The organism is Methanobrevibacter sp., assembly GCF_045120835.1.
GTDB lineage: Archaea > Methanobacteriota > Methanobacteria > Methanobacteriales > Methanobacteriaceae > Methanocatella.
The window spans coordinates 36854-55360 of the sequence record NZ_JBGVFE010000043.1; the positions used below are offsets into that span (position 1 = coordinate 36854).

Genomic DNA, 18507 nt, shown 5'->3' on the forward strand with positions numbered 1-18507 from the left:
AATCACCTAATCTTTAATTGCGTCTAAAGCTTCTTTCCAGGTAGTTGAATTAATAGGAGTGTGATCGATTTCGGTTCTAGTTACAGTTATAGCACCGTTAGGACATGCTTTTGCACATGCTTTACATTTTACACAGTATTCATTGTTAGCGATAACATGTTCCATTCTTGAACCTGGTCCGCTTGATACTGGGAATGCTAAAGCGTTACAACCACAAATATCAACACAAGCTCCACAAGCTTGACATTTATCATCGTCGACTTCAATAGTACCTTCAAACGGTTTTTTGTGTTTTGCTGCATCAGTTGGACATACTCCTTCACACCATCCACAGAATACACATAAGTCTGAATCGATTACAGAATTACCGGTTACTACTGCTTTAGCAGGGTCTAAATCATATTCACCATAGGAACATGATCTACAAAGTGCTTTGATAGCATTGGTAGGACAGGATTTTTTACATACTAAACAGTATACACATTTATCTTTGTCAATGACAATAGATTCTTTTCCGGTTTCTTTGTCAACAACGATAGCTTCTGCAGGACATAATTCTTGACATACTCCACAGTAGATACATTCGCTGTCATCGACTTCAATTTCACCGGTTACCAAGTCAGCACGGTCTGGTAAAATTCTTTCAATGACAATAGCGTCACGTGGACATGCAATTTCACATCTTTTACAGTAAATACATTCATCATCATCGATTTTTGAGAAAGCGTTGTAGTGAGGATATGCATCGATTTCTCTGATTGGTACGCCATCAATAGTCAATACTAATGCATCAACAGGGCATAATCCGGAGCACATACCACATAATACACATTTACTTTCGTCAATGCTTATTCTTTGAACATCAAATTCATCTTTGAAGTTTTGTGTAATCTTTTCATGACCACTGAAGTAGATGTCGTTTGAGATTCTGTGACGTGCGTCTACAGCAATTGCATTTAATGTAATTGCTTCGACAGGACATGTTGATTCACAGATTCCACATCCTAAACAGGTATGGTCATTGAAAGACAAGTTTCTGACTTCTTCAGCATCTCTTATGATGTCAAAGTTGTTGTCTTTAACCTCTTTTAAATTTCTAATCATATTCAATCTCCAAAATTTTTATAGAATCAGTTGGGCAGTCGTCGCTACACAGCTCGCAGCCGCAACATTGTATGGAGTCTGCATGGGCTTGCAATGATTCTAATTCAATAGCTTTCATTGTACATGCATTTACACATAAGCCGCAACCAATACAAGAATCTTCTATAATTACTTCGAAATCTCTTTCTCTGCAAATATTCACAATTTTTCGACTCTGTTCTGGTTCGTCAAATATTGCTTCGGCCATTTTCAGGAAATCTCTGGGACATAGTTCAGTTATTGACTTTGCAACGTCTATTGAGTTCCAGGACAGGTTTCTACCATTCAGATAATGTGAAATGGTTGAACGGTCAACACCCAACTCGTCAGCAATTGTCTGATGACTTTTCCCTGCATCCTTCAACTTGACCGCAGCCAAATATTTAAGACCAGATGCAATATGTTTCGGCATTTTAAACCACCATGTGTAATGATAACACTTATGTTTTCTTATATAAATATACTTGCCTACTAGAATTAAGTCGAAAGCTTTTTATATTACTGTGGGAATACTACACAAAAAAATTTTTAAAAATTAAGTAAAATCATTAAAATTAAAAAAATCCATTGTAAATCCATTCCATTTAGTCGGAATAACATGAAAATATAATTTTATCTTAAATAAAATCCTTAAGATGCTTGAATTTGAAAAAATTTAAAAAAAATATCAAAATTAAGTAATAAAAATTTATGATAAAAGTATTACGAAATTGGAAAAAATCAGAAATATTTTTTAGGTTTACCAAAAATGTGTAGTTACTACACATAAATAATTAAAAAATATGCACCAAAAATTAAAAAAAAGGGTGGTTATATGGTGACAGTTTTGTGGTGAATATGATTAACTAAGATTATTTGCCAACAAGCAATGAATCAAGGATTTCATTCCATGATTTGGAATTGATGTTATCCAGTTTCATAGCGGTTCTTGACAATTCTCTGATGTTTTGTGGACATGCAGTAATACAGGCTCCACATAAGTTACAGAAGTCCAAATTGGTTGAGGCCTTACCATCAACAATTTCAACGGCGTTACATGGACATACATCCTGACATGCGTGACAGGATTCACCTTTACAGATTTTTTCTTCTGCTTCATTTTCATTCAATTCTAATGTACCTTCAAATGGTTTTGTAATTGTAATTGCATCTTTAGGACATATTTCAGAACACCAGGAACAGCTTACACAGGTATCGTCAACAATGAATACATCTCCTGTGACTTGAGGAACTTCAATTTCATCATTGTACATACATGTGGCACAGACTTCCCTGATTGCATTTTCAGGACAGATCCTTTTACATACTCCACAGAAAATACATTTAGATACATCAACTTCAATAGAATTGTTTACGACTTCATTGGTTGCTGTTGGAACGTTTTTAACAGTGATCGCTTCAGCAGGACATAAATCGGCACAGAATGAACAGTAGATACATTTTTCGTCATCTATGTCAATTTCCCCTCTGACTAATTCGGAACGGTCAGGAAGTTCCCTTTTGAATATGATTGAATCCTGAGGACAGACTTCATAACATCTGCCGCAGTAGATACACTCGTCATTGATATCGGATCCAACATCCCAGTGAGGATAAATATCCAATTCTTTTACGCTTGTACCGTCAATTGTTAAATCCAAAGCACCAAATGGACATGCTACAGAACATAATCCACAAAATGCACATGAATCTGCTTTTATAGATACCAGATCCATTTCGATTAATCCTCTTGCAATAGGGACTGTAGGTCCTAATCTAAGTGATTCGGTCGGACAAACGTCGGTACAGATACCGCAACCCAAACAATTTGCATCCTTGTAGGATAATACACGATGCTCGGTACCGTCCCTTTCTATATTAAACATATTAACTCTCCTCTCTTATGCTTTTGAAATTGCTTGGTTTGGACAATTTTGGATGCATAAATCGCAATCATCACATTTTTCAGCAATGATGGATACGTCTCCGTTCTCCTCAATTAATGCACCTTGTTCACAAATTTTAACACATAATCCTTGTACTGGACAATTTTCAATGTGTCCACAAGCATCTGAATCTATTTTTACTGCCATAATACTACCTCCAATATATTAACATATAATGTCAATTAAAATATTTCTCGAATTGTACATATAAACATATCGGTTATTTTCTCGTAATTTCCAAAAATTCGCCAAAAATTAGATTTAGGAGTACCTAATTTAAATTCACAAACATTTTTATTAAAAATTAAGAATTATAAAGAATATATAGAATAAATAAAGTTTATCAGTGATGATTAAAAATAATTAACTAATTATCAAAATAACATTTCATCACTAACCCTACAAATTCCAAGAAATGTTAAAATTACCGATGATTAATTAATATCTTTAAAAACAGGCCGATTTAAGAAAATAAAAAATTCCAATTTTATGTGTAGTAACTACACATGACTGTAAAAATCACCTGATATTCAAAAATGATGTGTAATAACCCCACATCCATTGAAAAGATATAATTAATACTAAAACATATAATATAATGGGGGAGAAAAATGAAGATAGTATCCATAGTAGGCAAAAAAAATACGGGAAAAACTTCACTGACAGTGAAAGTCATCAAAGAGCTGACAAAAAGGGGCTATAATGTAGCTTCCATAAAACATTCACACCACTCAATTGAAATGGATAAGGAAAATACGGATACCTGGAAACATAAACAGGCCGGTGCAAACCTTGTTGTAGGTGTTGGATCAACAACTTTTTTTAATGCCCGTAAAGAAATGGATTTAAACAGGATACTCTATCTTATAAAGCATTTTGACGAATATGATTTTGTAGTTATTGAAGGATATAAAAGCTACAACTATCCAAAAATCATTACATCCCCAAATGTAAGGGACGAGTACACAATTGCCGAAGTCGATTCCTTTACAATAGATGATGACGGCGTAAGCGAACTGGCCGATTTGATAGAAAAAAGAGGACACGACATTGTCGATACATTATTTGCAAACAACTGCGGTTTCAACAATGGTGAAGTGATTGCAGGTGAAATTAGAAACGGAAACCTGACAGTCGAGGATTTGGATGATGTGTGGAGTTATCTCTCAATTGACGGAAAGGTGGTCGGACTCAACAGGTTTGTAAGCGACTATCTAAAACAGTCCGTAATCGGAGTAATCAACACCCTGAACCTCCGGGAGTATGATGTGGAGGATATAGGAAAAATTGAAATAGTAATTCCAAATGAAAGGACTGGCCAAAATCAGAAAGAAGCAGAATGCAGCATTTCAATCAATGACAAATCCCTTGAAATTAATGATTTTACAGAAAAAATCGTGTCAAATTCCGTAAAGGCAATGGTCGGCTCAATCAAAACTGAAGACAACGTCAAAACAATAGACATTGAAATAACAGATATTGAAAATGAATTGAGTGACGCCGGCATAACCCTTAAAACCAACGGCCATGACGTTGAAATAAATGATTTTACACAGGGAATTTTAAAGGAAACCCTATATGCAATCATAACTACGTTAAAGGTCGACTCAGAAATCAGAAAAATAACAATCAGGGTGAAAAGCGATGCTTGAGGAATTCACTTTAGACAAATATGAACGACCGATTATTTCTCTTAGAATCACTCTTACAAACAGATGCAATGTAAACTGTCTGTATTGCCATCATGACGGAATGGTAAAGTCTAAAGACGAAATGACTTCAGATGAGCTGTATACAATCTGTAAAATAGCTAAAAAAATCGGAGTTAAAAAAATCAGACTTTCAGGTGGAGAGCCGCTGCTTAAAAAGGACATTGTGGAAACCGTTGAAAAAATTGCCAGTCTTGATTTTAAAGACATTTCAATGACAACCAACGGAATCCTTTTAGGCAAATATGCAAAAAGTCTTAAGGATGCAGGCCTTGACCGTGTGAATGTGAGTCTGGATACACTCAACAGAAAGACCTATGAATTCATTACCCGAAAGGATTATCTTGAAGATGCAAAAAACGGAATTCTAAAGGCCGTTGAGGTTGGCCTATACCCGGTTAAGATCAATATGGTCATAATGAAGGATGTCAATCAGGATGAAATTGATGACATGTTCGAGTTCTGTAAGGAAAATGACATTGTTCTTCAGTTGATTGAACTGATTGAAAGTGAAAACTGTGATGATGACAAATTCAGTGCAGACTATCACTATAATCTCGATGAAATCGAAAATGAGTTTGCTGATATAGCTGACGATATTCATGAACGTGAATTTATGCAGGGACGTAAAAAATATTACATAGACGGTGGAGAAATCGAGATAGTAAGACCGGTTGACAACTCTACCTTTTGCGCAAATTGCTCCAGATTGAGGATAACACCTGACGGTAAAATCAAACCATGTCTTTTGAGAAACGACAATCTGGTCGAGTTGATATCACATGTCAGAAATGGTGAAAGTGAGAAAAGACTGGAAGAAATTTTCATTGCCGGAATTAATAATCGTGAACCGTTCAACATGGAATGATTATTATTTTTTTGATTAGAAATATAACATTGTTAATTCTTCATCGCAAAAAAATAAAAAGGAAATAGGGTAAACCCTATAACCATTTAGCTTTGGATACGTGGTCGGTGAATGGAAGTGGATCTTCACTGCCCATACCAGGGATGTATCCGTAGATTTCTCTTACTTTGTTGTTTACAGTACTCCATACTTTAGCTACAGGGATTTCACATGGACATACTTCGGAACATTGTCCACAGTTGGTACATGCGTCAACCATGTGCACTAAACGTGTTAAGTGGAAGAATGGAGCTGCAGGAGTGTATCCACCAGGTACCCATTCAGGACCTTCAGCTTCTAAACAGCAGTCTTCACAGAAACATAATGGACATGCTTCACGACAGCCGTAACATTTCATACATTTGGAGAATTCATCTTCGTATTTGTAGAATACATCGATAATGTCTCCGGTAGTACCTGCGTAATCAATTTCTTTTTTAGCTTGAGATTCCTTAAGCATGAAGTTGTTGACGTTTTCTCTGATTTTGATACCTTTTTCGATTGGTTCTTCGGTAGCAATTAAACCTGCGTCAATTACTTTACCTAAAACATCTGCACCGGTTTCAGTGAATACTTCAACAAAAGTAGCTTTTCCTGCTAAAGGACCGATAACTCCCCAGTTACCTAAAGCTAAGTCAGCGTTGGAAGGTATTTTGAGATTACATCTTTGACAGTTTTCTCTTCTACCCATACCTTGTTCTTCTAATTCATCGATTTTGAAAGCTTTTTCGCCGTCAGCAGTTTCCATGATGAGTTTACCTTTAGCGATTTCTTCTTTGACAACATCTTTAGGATCTAAATCGTATACATCTCTAATCATGTTCATGGTTGGAACAGGTGACATAGTTCCACCACAGTTAACACCGATCATAATGACGTTTTCTTCGATGATTTTTCCTTTTTTCATTAATTCACGGATGGTCATTGCATCACATGGTTTACATGCGACTGCTAATTTCATGTATCTTGCACCATCTAAGTATTTGGATACGAATTTAGCAATGTTTAAAGTACCACAGTGAATGGAACCTGCGGTTTTGATAACGTCAGCAGGGTCAGTTATAAGAGTTGGAACACCATCATAAATATCGTGACCTTGGGTTACACCAACAACACCGTCAACGATACCTTCTTCTAATAAGTATTTCATGATAGTAGTAACTACTCCACCGTACTCTCCTTTTTCTTTGATATCTTCAATAGCAGAGTATGCGTAGTACATATCGTTAATTTTTGCGCTCATTTAAATCTACTCCTTATTTATTTTCCTACTTGTACGGTAGTAGTTGACATGTTTTCAGCTTTAATTTCAGTGTCAGTACCTTCTTTGTAGACTTCTCCTTTCATTTCAAGAACTTCAGGGAGTTTTTCTACTTGAATAGCACAAGCTTTTAATTCAACCATTTTGGATTTAGGGTCGAAAGAATCGGAGTTGGTTAATACGTTAGCTGCACATTCTACAAAGTGCATTGGGATGTTTACAATACCTTCTCTGATGTCATCAGTTACACGAGCAGGAATTGCGATTTCTCCTCTTCTTGAGAAAGCTCTTACTACTTCACCGTTTAAGATTCCTCTTGCTTCAGCATCTTTAGTGTTGATTTCGATGAATCCTGTTTTTACCTCATTGCTTAAGGTTTCACATCTTCTGGTCATTGCTGCGTGATAGTGGAACAATATCCTAGTAGTTGTTAATAATAATGGGTATTCATCATCTACAGTTTCAACAGGACCTTTGTGTTCTAATGCTTGGAAAATTCCTAAACCGTCAGGGTGTGCGAATTTTACTTTGTGCATTAATGGTTGACATGGGTCGTCTTCAGATGGGCAAGGCCAGTGAAGTGCTTCAGGAGTGTCTAATCTTTCACGGTTCATACCGGCCATGATTGGAGCACATTCTCTGATTTCATCAAAGATGTCTTCAGCAGTTTCGTAGTGGAAGAGTTCTCTTGGAACGCCCATTCTAACTGCGATTTCTTCCATGATTTTCCAATCTAACCATGCGCCTTCAGGAGGTTCTTGTGCTTTGTGTAAGCATTGTACTCTTCTTTCACCACTGGTGAAGGTACCTTCTTGTTCACCCCAACCTGCTGCAGGAAGTACAACGTCAGCACATTGTGCAGTATCGGTTAAGAAACATTCTTGTACAACTAACATTTCTAAGTTTTCAAGTGCTTCTTTGGTGTGTTGTACGTCAGCATCGGAAAGTACAGGGTCTTCCCCGTGGATGTATAATACTTTTAAGTCACCAGCGTGAGCAGCGTTCATCATTTCTACTAAGGTTAAACCAGGAGTGGTTGGTAAGTTTACTTCGTAACCGTATCCACTGTAGTAGTCGTTGAACCATGCTGTGGTTTCTGGGTCTTTAACTTTTCTGTAACCTACGTAATCGGAAGGTAATGCACCCATATCACAAGCACCTTGTACGTTGTTTTGTCCTCTTAATGGGTTTACACCGGTACCAGGTCTACCAATGTTACCGGTTAACATTGCAAGGTTTGCGGTGGACATAACGTTGTCAGCACCGTGAGAGTGTTCTGTAATACCTAATGAGTATACGATAGCAGCTTTGTCAGCAGATGCGTAATCAATAGCTAAGTGTTCAATTACTTCAGGTTTGATTCCGGTAATTTCGGAAGCCATTTCTAAAGTGTATTTTTGAACGGTTTCTTTCATTTCTTCGAAACCTTTGGTTCTGTAGTGGATGAATTCTTCATCTTGTAATCCTCTGTCGATGATTACTTTAATCATAGCGTTCATTAAAGCTACGTCAGTACCGGTTTCAAATTGTACATATTCATCTGCGATTTTAGCAGTAGGAGTAAATCTTGGGTCTAAAACAACTAATTTAGCACCGTTTTGTTTAGCTTGGATTAATTTACGTCCAAACAATGGGTGTGCTTCCATGTTGTTAGATCCAATACAGAAAATGTAGTCAGCTTCTTTGACACTGTCGAATCCGTTGGTCATAGCACCGGAACCGAAAGTGTTAGCCAAACCTGCTACGGTAGGACCGTGACAGATACGTGCACAGTGGTCTACGTTTTGAGTTTGACAAGCTACTCTTGCTAATTTTTGAGTAATGTAAATGTTTTCGTTTGGTGAACGAGCACATGCGTAGAATCCAACTTTGTTTGGATCTTCGTCAGATACTTCTTTGAGTTTGTTAGCAACAAGGTCTAATGCTTCGTCCCATGATGCTTCTCTGAATTCACCGTTTTCTTTTATTAAAGGAGTAGTTAATCTGTCTTCCCTATTAATAAATTGGTATCCAAAGTTTCCTTTTGGACATACTTTACCCTCGTTTACAGGGTGTCTTTTTAAAGGTTCTACACCAACAATTTTTTCGTCTTTTACAACGAAGTTGAGTCCACAACCAGTACCACAGTATGGACAGATTGTTGGTACGTATTTAATCTCAACCATTTTATAATCTCCAAAATATTTTTTATTATAATATATAAAAAAAGAAGCTTTGAAAAGCTTCTTTAATTTGATTTACTAGCTTATCCTTTTAAGTAGGTGTACCAATAGATACATGCTACAAAGATTCCTCCACCGATGATGTTACCGATAGTTACAGGTACTAAGTTGTTGATGATGATAGTACCCCAGGTTACACCTTCAGCACCTAAGAACATACCTAATGGTATGAAGAACATGTTTGCGACACTGTGCTCAAATCCAATGGTAACGAAAGCCATAATTGGGAACCAAATACCGACAATTTTACCAATGATATCGTCAGATGCGTTAGCTAACCATACAGCTAAACAAACAAGCCAGTTACAACCGATAGCTTTAATTAATGCTACATCGAATGGCATGGTAACTTTTGCTTCTGCTACGGCGATTGCCTTTGCGGAAATTGCATAAGCTGGTGCGGTTGTGTCAGTAGGAGTAATTCCTCCCATGAAAGCTAAAACGTATGCTACGAATAAAGCACCTACAAAGTTGAAAATCCAACTTAATACCCAGTTTTTAGCGAGACCGCCAACAGATGCGGAACCGTCTAAAACACCGATGGTCATAAACATTACGTTTCCAGTGAAAAGTTCTGATCCTGCGAGAACTACAATGATCAAACCTACAGGGAACACTGCACCGAATACGAATTTTTCTAAACCTATTGGAGCGCCTGCTTTAAGCATGCCAGCGCTTGCTACTACAGCTAATAAACCACCAAATGCAATGTATGCTCCTGCTAAGAAGGAGAGCAATACTACATTACTGATTTTTGCTGAGTTTTTTGCTCCAGCAGTTGCGGAAATTGCTTTCGCAGTATCTACTGGACTTTTAAATGATGAACTCATTTTATCAACCTCTTTTATTCCCTTTTAATTAATTTTTTATAATACTGAATGAATCCCACAATTAGTTCAAATAGTATTATGATACTATATTAGTATTTAATATATAAAAAGGATTTATCATTAGGACGTAAAAGAAATATTTAAATACTAAAAATTAGTAATAATTAATGTAATGATAAATCATGATGGATTACCTACACATCGTTAAATTTCTCTTTTTTTAAAAATCTAAGTTTTAATCAATCATAATATACACTATTGAATCTAAAAAATCGTTGATTTTAAAAAAAACAAGTTAAAATAAATTATATTAATATTCAATGAAAAAAATATCAATATGAATTATCCTTTAAATCGATGCTTTTTTGCGAAAATGATGAAAAATACACATCAATTAAGAATATCTTAAAGTATAAAAGAACAAAATCGTTCGAGTAAAAAAATCTAAAAGCTAAAAATATTTATCCTAACCTAAATTTAGGATTTATAATAAGTTGAAGAATAATTTAAACAAAAGTATAACTTTATAAAAAAATTATATCTACGGCAACTACAATACCCTAACATATCATAATGTTTCATTAAATAATCAGACTTATATCTGATGTAATATATATTTATTATTCAGGTGAAATGATGAAAATAGAGGAAATTGATGCAATAAACTTCAAAAATGATGAAGCGATAAACACAAAGGAAAAAGTAGTAAAAGATGAAACAATTACCCTTACAATAAATGGAGATATTTCACGTAGCCTATCAGCAATCGAAGACTCCCTCAAAGAATTTGCAGTCGGATATCTCTTTAATGAAAACATGGTGAAAACTCTGGAGGACATTAAAAAAATAGAAATTGACGGCGTGCAGATCAATGTTGAGATTGATGATACCCTTCTTAAAACAAACGAAACCGTACTGTGTTCAGATTCTGCAGGGGGCTGGAGAAGCAAAATCAAACATGTCAATCCGGTAAACTCCGATTTCCAGGTGGATGTTCATGAGCTGATATCAAGAATAAAAGAGCTGAAGGACAATGCTGAAATCTGGCAGACCACAGGAGGAACACATGTTGCTGGAATTGTCTATAAGGATAATTTTGTAGTAAAAGAAGACGTTAGCCGTCACGTGGCTGTTGATAAGGTTATAGGCTATGGAATACTCAATGACTTTGATTTGGCAAATTCCTATGTAATCTACAGCGGAAGAATGCCTGCAGACATGGTCATTAAAATGACCCGTGCGGGAGTGCCGATTCTTGCATCAAACGCAGCTCCTGCAAATTCCGGATATAACATTGCAAAAAAAGGAAATATTACTTTAGTCGGCTTTTTAAGAGGCCAACGCTGTAATATATATAATAATCAGAACAGAATTCTATTCTAAAACAGTGTGCCTTGCTTTCAAGTCACTTTCTGTTTGATGCATTTTCTCCATCAGCTCGGAAACAATGGCATCCAGGAACACCAAGGTAGTCAATTCAAATGCTGTACCCAAAGGAGTTAGAGAAGTGTAGTTTCCATGGATTTGACGTTTCATATAGTTTTCATCGTCAACTTCCTTTTTGGTTCTCCCCTTAACAAGGATAAATGTATCGGCCAATTGACCTAAAGTGGAATCTGGATAAGATGTTAAAGCTAAAACTTTTGAACCTCTATTTTTAGCAATTTTAGCAGCTGAAACTATGGTATTTGTTTCACCGGAACCTGAAATAGCGACAATCACATCATCGGCATAAATAGCTGGAGATATTGTTTCGCCTACAACATAGGCACTTAACCCCAAATGCATCAGTCTCATTGCAAATGCCTTGGCAGCAAGTCCTGATCTTCCGGCTCCAGTAACGAAAATGTTTCTGGCTCCTATAATTATATCTTCAAACTTATCAATTGAATCTTCATCCAAAAAGTCTTGTGCACTTTCTATATTATCCAATATAGCCTTAATAGAGGTTTTCATTATTTCCATTTTATCTAACCCACAAATCAATATTATTAATTATGATTACAATTTTATATATAATTAATGAAATTCGATAGCGAAGGGTTAATCAGTTTGAAGATTGATGGTGAAATTTATGACTATAAGCTATATCAAAGTCTGAATTCTCTGAATCGTACAAAATCACAAAGAAAATCAGCAAAAGAACTAAACATTTCACATACTGTTTTTAACAGAAGATTGCTGAAAGCAGAAGATAAATTAGGCGTCAAAATTACCAAAAAAGTTGGAAACGGCACCGTCCTTACTTCCGAAGGATTGAGCCTGCTTGAGGAATTCCGGAAGTATATTATTCAAATAGAAAAGACTTCAAACATCAATATCGTAGGAGGACACATCAGTACAGGACTTTTGGAAAGCATTGAAACTCCCTTCAACATCAACGTCTACAGCAGCAGCGATGAGGATGCATTTGAACTTGCCAAAAGGGGCGCTGTCGACATTCTAACACTGGATGACCCATTAATTGCTTATGAAAGGGACATCAACTTTATGCCTATAGCCTATGATTATCTTGTTTTGGTTTCAGGCCCAAAATCAAAGAACATTGAAAGCATTTCTGATTTGGAGGGGCTTGATTTCGTCAATGTTAACGGTTCGGCCCAAAGGCTTGCCTGGAACAGCTTAAGGCATTATGACATTGAATACAATATAAAGGAAAGTGTCAATTCACAGTTTGATGCCTTCAAGCTCGTTAAAAATTCCGAAAATCTATACACATTTTTAAATGCCAGTTATTTTAATGGAAATGAACTGTTAAAGTATGATACCCAGCATGTAATTAGCGTCATTAAAGTTAACGAAGACAAGGCCGAAGTCGATGAATTCATCAGATTTTTACTCAATGAAGGGCAAAATTCCATTGAAAAAGAAGGTTTTACTCCAATGGGATGATTACTTATCACATGCTCTCGGCAAAATGAGATTATTAAATTATTATATAATACTATAGTACTTGTGTTTTTGTGAAAGTCCACATGTGTGCGAATGTGAACTTTCAAAACATTAAATAATGATGAAACACAATATATTATTGAAAAATAAAAAGGCGATATTATGGCGAAAAACAGAGATTTACTAGCAATTGGTCACTCTGCTCATGATTACATTATTAGAGTGCCTGAATTTCCAAAAGCTAATTTTTCAGCTCCAATAACAAAAATGAAAACTTTTAATGGTGGTGCAGCTGCAAATGTAGCTTGTGTTGGTGCAAAATTAGGATTAAAAACTTCACTCGTTTCAGCAGTTGGCGGAGATTTCAAAAAAAGTGAATACTATGAACATATGCAAAATTTAGGTATCGACACTGAATCACTAATTATTGTTCCCGGTGAAGCAACACCTACCGCATTTGTCCTGACCGACGACAATGACGACCAGATCAGCTATTTCTACTGGGGTGCTGCACGTGAATTTGCAGAAAGCAAAGTGCCAGTGTCTGCAATTAAAGATGCCGAAGCAATTCACTTGGCAACAGGAGACCCTAATTTCAATTGGAAATGTTCACAGGAAGCAAAAAATGAGGATTTGCTCGTTTCATTTGACCCTGGCCAAGATTTGGGCATGTACGATACCAAAAAATTAAGGGATGTAATTGAAAACACCACAATACTGTTTGGAAATCATCATGAGATAGAAAGAATCCTCAATGCGCTTGAAGTTGATTTGGACGGTTTAAGAGAAATAGGCCCTAAAATAATCGTTAAGACCTGCGGTGCAATGGGAAGCGAAATTTATTCCAATGAAGAAAAAATCATTATCGATGCAATTGAAAGGGAAGCTATCGACCCAACCGGTGCCGGAGATTCCTATAGGGCAGGATTTTTATCAAGATTCCTAAATGGAGAATCACTTGAAGCATCCGCAAAATTTGCATCCTCAGTTTCATCATTTATTATTGAGCATCAAGGCTGTCAAACCAATATGCCTACTTTTGATGAAGCCTTTGAAAGAATGAACGAATTTTATTAATTCTTTTATTTTTTCAATTTTACTTTATTTTTCTCAAAATTAATTTATTTTTATTATTGTCGCTTAAAAATTACTCTTTTTTAAAAAAAACTTGACTTATATCAATAAAGTTGGAATTAGAATTAATCCTACTAATTTAAATACTATTAAATTAAAATAAGAAATTATCAAATTAAAATGAGAAATTTATAAAATAAATTTGACTGTTTTAAACTTAACTGGAGAGATACTATGACACAGATTAGTGATGCAAAAAAGGGAATTCTGACAGATGAAATGAAACACGTTGCAAAGATTGAAGGCGTTACAGAAGACTTCATATTAAGGTCCGTAGCCGAAGGTACTATCGTAATCCCCGGCAATGTTCACAGAGACATTGAAGCTGCAGGTATCGGTGCAGGACTCAGAACAAAAGTAAACGCAACAGTCGGAACCTCAACCGATATCGTTGACTTTGATGAGGAAGTCCTGAAAGCGCAAATTGCAATCGACAACGGTGCAGACTGCCTGATGGAACTCAGTATCGGAGGAGATTTGGACGTCATCAGAAAAAGGGTTCTTGACATGTCCCCATTGCCTGTGGGTTCAGTACCTGTTTATCAGGCCGCAATCGAAAGCATAAGAAGGGACGGCTCAGTAGTCTATATGACTGAAGATGACCTGTTCAATACAATCGAAAAACAGGCAAAAGACGGTATCGACTTCATGGCAATCCACAGCAGCATCAACATTGAAACCCTGACAAGACTTAAAAGGCAAGGCCGTGTGACAGGATTGGTATCCCGTGGAGGATCATTCATGTCCGGATGGATTGTGGAAAACGAAAAGGAAAATCCATTGTATGAAAACTTCGATTATGTTTTGGAAATTGCAAAAGAACATGATGTTGTCCTATCCCTTGCAAACGGTATGAGAGCAGGTTCAATCGCAGATTCAACCGACAGGGCCCAAATACAGGAACTGATCATTTTAGGAGAATTGATTGACAGATCCCGTGAAGCAGGAGTTCAGTGTATGATTGAAGGACCGGGACATATCCCGATCAATGAGATTCCAACAAACGTAATGATTCAAAAGAAAATGTGTTCAAACGCACCGTTCTACATGCTGGGACCTATTGTATGTGACGTGGCACCAGGCTACGACCACATCGTATCTGCAATCGGAGCGGCATCATCTGCAAAGGCTGGAGCAGACTTCATCTGCTATGTAACACCTGCAGAACACCTTGCCCTTCCAAACCCTGATGATGTAAGGGAAGGAGTTATCGCAACAAAAATCGGTGCCTATGCAGGAGACCTTGCAACTGGCCAGATTGACGGTTCACAAGATTTGGCAATGGCTGAAGCACGTAAAACCCTTGATTGGGAAGCACAGTATGCATGCGCAATGTTTCCTGAAGCTGCACGTGCAAAAAGAGATCAGAGACCTCCAGAAGAGGAAGATACATGTACCATGTGCGGTAACTACTGTGCAGTGAAAATCGTTAACGAATGGTTGGACCAGTCAGATTCCGAGTTAATTAAATAGACTTGAATTTACCATTCCAGACATAATCAAAGGATAAATCATCTCTGATTTATCTTTTATTTTTTAACACAACCCCTATTTTTTACCAAAAGTAACATGACCACGAAGCCACATACATTATTTCAGGAGATGTTTTTATGGAATCCGTAAGTGATGCTTCAAAAGATGAATTGATTGAAACAATCGAATCCCTGAAAGAGGAAAACGAAAAGACAAAAGATGAATTGATGCAGAAAGTTAGAAGCCTTGAAGGAGAACAGTTAAAAGCAAACATAAATAATCGTCAGCTTGAAGGCAAAATTAAGGAACTTAAAGGCGAAATCAAATCCTTCAAGAAAACTCCCCTGATTCTTGCAACAGTTACTGAAGTCTTTGATGACAATCAGGTTGGAATCCAGGGTCATGTCGGCCATGAATTTCTTGTAACCTATCCCAAATCAATTAACACCGAACATCTGGAAGCGGGTGCAAGGGTATCATTAAACCAAAACACATTGACCGTTGTAAATGTTTTTCCTAAAAAGAAAGATGCCAATATTACTGCAATGGAAGTTGATGATCGCCCAAATATAACCTATGGCGATATTGGAGGTTTGAAATATCAAATAGTGGAGTTAAGAGAAACCGTCGAGCTCCCAATCAAACATCCGGAGATATTTGAAGAGATAGGAATAGACCCTCCAAAGGGCATATTGCTGTATGGACCTCCCGGAAACGGAAAAACATTGCTTGCAAAAGCCGTGGCAAAGGAAACCAACGCAAGATTTATCAAACTTGTCGCATCAGAATTCGTGAACAAATACCTTGGAGAGGGTTCAAGATATGTGCGTGAGGTATTCGAACTTGCCCGTGAAAAGACACCGGCAATCATATTCATTGACGAAATAGATGCAATTGGAGCTAAAAGAACAGGAGAAACAAGTGGGGCAGACCGTGAAGTTCAACGTACATTAATGCAATTGCTGGCAGAACTCGATGGATTTGACCCAAGAGGAAATATTGGAATAATTGGAGCAACAAACCGTCCGGATATTTTAGATAATGCCCTTTTAAGACCTGGAAGATTTGACAGGACAATAGAAGTGCCGAATCCTTCGAAAAATGGCCGTAAACATATTTTTGAAATTCACACAAAAAAGATGAAAATCGATGATGACATAGACTTTGACAAGATCAGTGAAATAACCGAAGGATTCTCGGGTGCAGAACTGAAAGCGGCATGTACTGAAGCGGGAATGTTTGCAATCAGAAACAATCGCAAAAAGGTCATAACAAAGGATTTCCTTGATGCTATAGACAAGATTATCGACTCAGCAAAAATCAGTCTGCAATTAAAATAATCTTTTTATATTAATAAAAACAAAAGTTACCTTAGTATAAAACTTATTCTTATTATTTTAATGGTGAATATAAATGACACATTGGATTGAAAATGTAGCTAGAGAACTAGCCAAAAGAGACACAGATGAACATGTTATTGCAAGCGGAACCTCCATTTCAGGTTCCATTCACATTGGAAACTCATGCGACATATTTGTAGCTAACGGAATCGGAAAAAAATTAAGGGAAATGGGAAAACAGGCTAAAACCATCTGGATTGCTGATGACCACGACCCATTAAGAAAAGTCCCATATCCTTTGCCTGAAGATTATGACAAATACCTGGGCATGCCTTACTCAATGATTCCGTGTCCTGACGGATGCTGTGCAAACTTTGTAGAGCACTTTGAAAAACCATTGCTTTCAGTGATGGATGATTATGGAATCGAAATGGAAGCAAAATCCGGTTTTGAAATGTATAAAAATGGAGACTATAACGATTATATCAGAACATCCCTTGAAAGGGTTGAAGAAATCAAGGAAATCTTTAACCAATACAGAAGAGAACCATTAGCCGACGACTGGTTACCTTACAACCCAATCTGTGACGAATGTGGTAGAGTAAACACTACACAGGCTTATGATTATGATGGAGACATCATCAAATACAGATGTGAATGTGGTCACGAAGGTGAAATGGACATCAAATCAGGAAACGGTAAACTCACATGGAGAGTGGAATGGGCTGCAAGATGGAAAATATTTGGAACCACATGCGAACCCTTTGGAAAAGACCATGCGGCAAGTGGAGGATCTTACGATGTAAGTAGCGTAATATCCGAAAAGATATTCGACTATCCTGCACCTTATCCTGTACCATACGAATGGATTACCCTTGACGGTGAAGCCATGAGTAAATCCCACGGAGTGTTCTTCGCTCCTGACGAATGGTTGAAGATAGGCCCTGCCGAAAGCCTTCACTACTACCTGTTCAGGTCAAAACCTATGAAAGCAAAAGATTTCTCACCAAAAATGCCTTACCTTGACTTCATTGATCAGTTCGATACTGTAGAAAAAGTATTTTACGATGAAGTAGAGGCTCCATCAGAAAAAGAAGGCAGAAAATTCAAGGAAATCTATGAAATCGTTCAAATAAATGAAGGAAGTCCACTGCCTTTCAGACCGCCGTTCAGATTCCTGGTCAATGCATATCAGATAGCTGGAGACGACCTTGAAAAAATCTTTGAAATATTGAAGAAAAATTCACAGCTGACCAAAAGCTTTAAAGATAAGGAATTTGGTGACTTGACAGAAACCGAATTGGCACAGTACCGTGAAAGGGTTGACAATGTAATTTACTGGTTGGACACCTATGCACCTAAATTCGTCAAGTTCCAAGTGCAGACCAAAAAAGTGCCAAACTTACCGTTGACTCCAGAACAGGATAAATTCCTGGCGGATTTGGCAACATTAATGGAAACAACCGAATTTACAGACGCTGCAGATTTGCACGATGCAATGTATGAAATTCTTGAAGCTCAAGAATTGAAACCTCAAAAAGGATTCCAAGCTATTTACAAAATGATTCTCGGTCAAAAACAAGGGCCTAGAGCAGCATCATTCCTATTGAGTTTGGATAAGGACTTTGTTGTTAAAAGATTAAGAAAAGAAGCTTAATCTTTTTAATTTCT

16 protein-coding genes are annotated in these 18507 nt (G+C 36.9%); 8 read left to right on the forward strand and 8 right to left on the reverse strand.

What is annotated here, in order from left to right:
- Positions 1-6: 6 nt before the first annotated feature.
- The 4 genes from fwdF (ACJMLO_RS04825) to ACJMLO_RS04840 form a co-directional block, all read right to left on the reverse strand.
- A complete protein-coding gene (fwdF, locus tag ACJMLO_RS04825; RefSeq protein WP_405294451.1) occupies positions 7-1104 on the reverse strand; it encodes a tungsten-dependent formylmethanofuran dehydrogenase subunit FwdF in 1098 nt (365 codons plus the stop codon).
- Positions 1097-1555: a 4Fe-4S binding protein gene (locus ACJMLO_RS04830; protein WP_405294453.1), complete on the reverse strand. Its 459-nt coding sequence runs from the start codon at positions 1553-1555 to the stop codon at positions 1097-1099. The genes fwdF (ACJMLO_RS04825) and ACJMLO_RS04830 overlap by 8 nt, the downstream gene beginning before the upstream one ends.
- A gap of 439 nt (positions 1556-1994) precedes the next feature.
- Complete coding sequence (gene fwdF, locus ACJMLO_RS04835; protein ID WP_405294455.1) at positions 1995-3008, reverse strand: tungsten-dependent formylmethanofuran dehydrogenase subunit FwdF; 1014 nt, start codon at positions 3006-3008, stop codon at positions 1995-1997.
- Positions 3009-3023: 15 nt separating this feature from the next.
- The gene (locus ACJMLO_RS04840; RefSeq protein ID WP_405294457.1) at positions 3024-3215 is read right to left on the reverse strand and encodes a 4Fe-4S binding protein; all 192 of its coding nucleotides are present in this window, start codon (positions 3213-3215) and stop codon (positions 3024-3026) included.
- Between the two features lie 464 nt (positions 3216-3679).
- On the opposite strand from ACJMLO_RS04840, the gene mobB reads away from it, so the two are divergent.
- Together mobB and moaA are read left to right on the forward strand one after the other, a co-directional pair.
- Positions 3680-4720: a molybdopterin-guanine dinucleotide biosynthesis protein B gene (gene mobB, locus ACJMLO_RS04845; RefSeq protein WP_405294459.1), complete on the forward strand. Its 1041-nt coding sequence runs from the start codon at positions 3680-3682 to the stop codon at positions 4718-4720.
- The gene (moaA, locus tag ACJMLO_RS04850; protein WP_405294461.1) at positions 4713-5645 is read left to right on the forward strand and encodes a GTP 3',8-cyclase MoaA; all 933 of its coding nucleotides are present in this window, start codon (positions 4713-4715) and stop codon (positions 5643-5645) included. The genes mobB and moaA overlap by 8 nt, the downstream gene beginning before the upstream one ends.
- Positions 5646-5721: 76 nt before the next feature.
- On the opposite strand, the gene ACJMLO_RS04855 is transcribed toward moaA, so the two are convergent.
- The 3 genes from ACJMLO_RS04855 to ACJMLO_RS04865 form a co-directional block, all read right to left on the reverse strand.
- Positions 5722-6927 (reverse strand): Coenzyme F420 hydrogenase/dehydrogenase, beta subunit C-terminal domain, encoded by a 1206-nt coding sequence (locus ACJMLO_RS04855; protein ID WP_405294463.1) that lies wholly within the window; start codon positions 6925-6927, stop codon positions 5722-5724.
- 17 nt (positions 6928-6944) lie between these two features.
- On the reverse strand, positions 6945-9110 hold the full coding sequence (fdhF, locus tag ACJMLO_RS04860; protein WP_405294465.1) for a formate dehydrogenase subunit alpha: 2166 nt from the start codon (positions 9108-9110) through the stop codon (positions 6945-6947).
- Positions 9111-9190: 80 nt separating this feature from the next.
- Positions 9191-9997, reverse strand: coding sequence for a formate/nitrite transporter family protein (locus ACJMLO_RS04865; protein ID WP_405294467.1), 807 nt, complete (start codon positions 9995-9997; stop codon positions 9191-9193).
- 633 nt (positions 9998-10630) lie between these two features.
- On the opposite strand from ACJMLO_RS04865, the gene fdhD reads away from it, so the two are divergent.
- Positions 10631-11380 (forward strand): formate dehydrogenase accessory sulfurtransferase FdhD, encoded by a 750-nt coding sequence (gene fdhD / locus ACJMLO_RS04870; protein WP_405294469.1) that lies wholly within the window; start codon positions 10631-10633, stop codon positions 11378-11380.
- On the opposite strand, the gene hxlB is transcribed toward fdhD, so the two are convergent.
- Entirely contained in the window at positions 11372-11962 is a 591-nt protein-coding gene (gene hxlB, locus ACJMLO_RS04875) for a 6-phospho-3-hexuloisomerase (RefSeq protein ID WP_405294471.1), read from the reverse strand. The genes fdhD and hxlB overlap by 9 nt on opposite strands.
- 57 nt (positions 11963-12019) lie before the next feature.
- On the opposite strand from hxlB, the gene ACJMLO_RS04880 reads away from it, so the two are divergent.
- The 5 genes from ACJMLO_RS04880 to lysS all read left to right on the forward strand — a co-directional run bounded on the left by ACJMLO_RS04880 (position 12020) and on the right by lysS (position 18493).
- Positions 12020-12889, forward strand: coding sequence for a LysR family transcriptional regulator (locus ACJMLO_RS04880; RefSeq protein ID WP_405294473.1), 870 nt, complete (start codon positions 12020-12022; stop codon positions 12887-12889).
- A 162-nt stretch (positions 12890-13051) separates the two neighbouring features.
- Positions 13052-13966, forward strand: coding sequence for a carbohydrate kinase family protein (locus ACJMLO_RS04885; protein ID WP_405294475.1), 915 nt, complete (start codon positions 13052-13054; stop codon positions 13964-13966).
- A 231-nt stretch (positions 13967-14197) separates the two neighbouring features.
- Entirely contained in the window at positions 14198-15496 is a 1299-nt protein-coding gene (gene thiC, locus ACJMLO_RS04890; protein ID WP_405294477.1) for a phosphomethylpyrimidine synthase, read from the forward strand.
- A gap of 137 nt (positions 15497-15633) precedes the next feature.
- Positions 15634-16836, forward strand: a complete 1203-nt coding sequence (locus ACJMLO_RS04895; RefSeq protein ID WP_405294479.1) for a proteasome-activating nucleotidase — start codon at positions 15634-15636, stop codon at positions 16834-16836.
- Between the two features lie 73 nt (positions 16837-16909).
- The gene (gene lysS, locus ACJMLO_RS04900) at positions 16910-18493 is read left to right on the forward strand and encodes a lysine--tRNA ligase (RefSeq protein WP_405294481.1); all 1584 of its coding nucleotides are present in this window, start codon (positions 16910-16912) and stop codon (positions 18491-18493) included.
- Positions 18494-18507 lie beyond the last annotated feature (14 nt).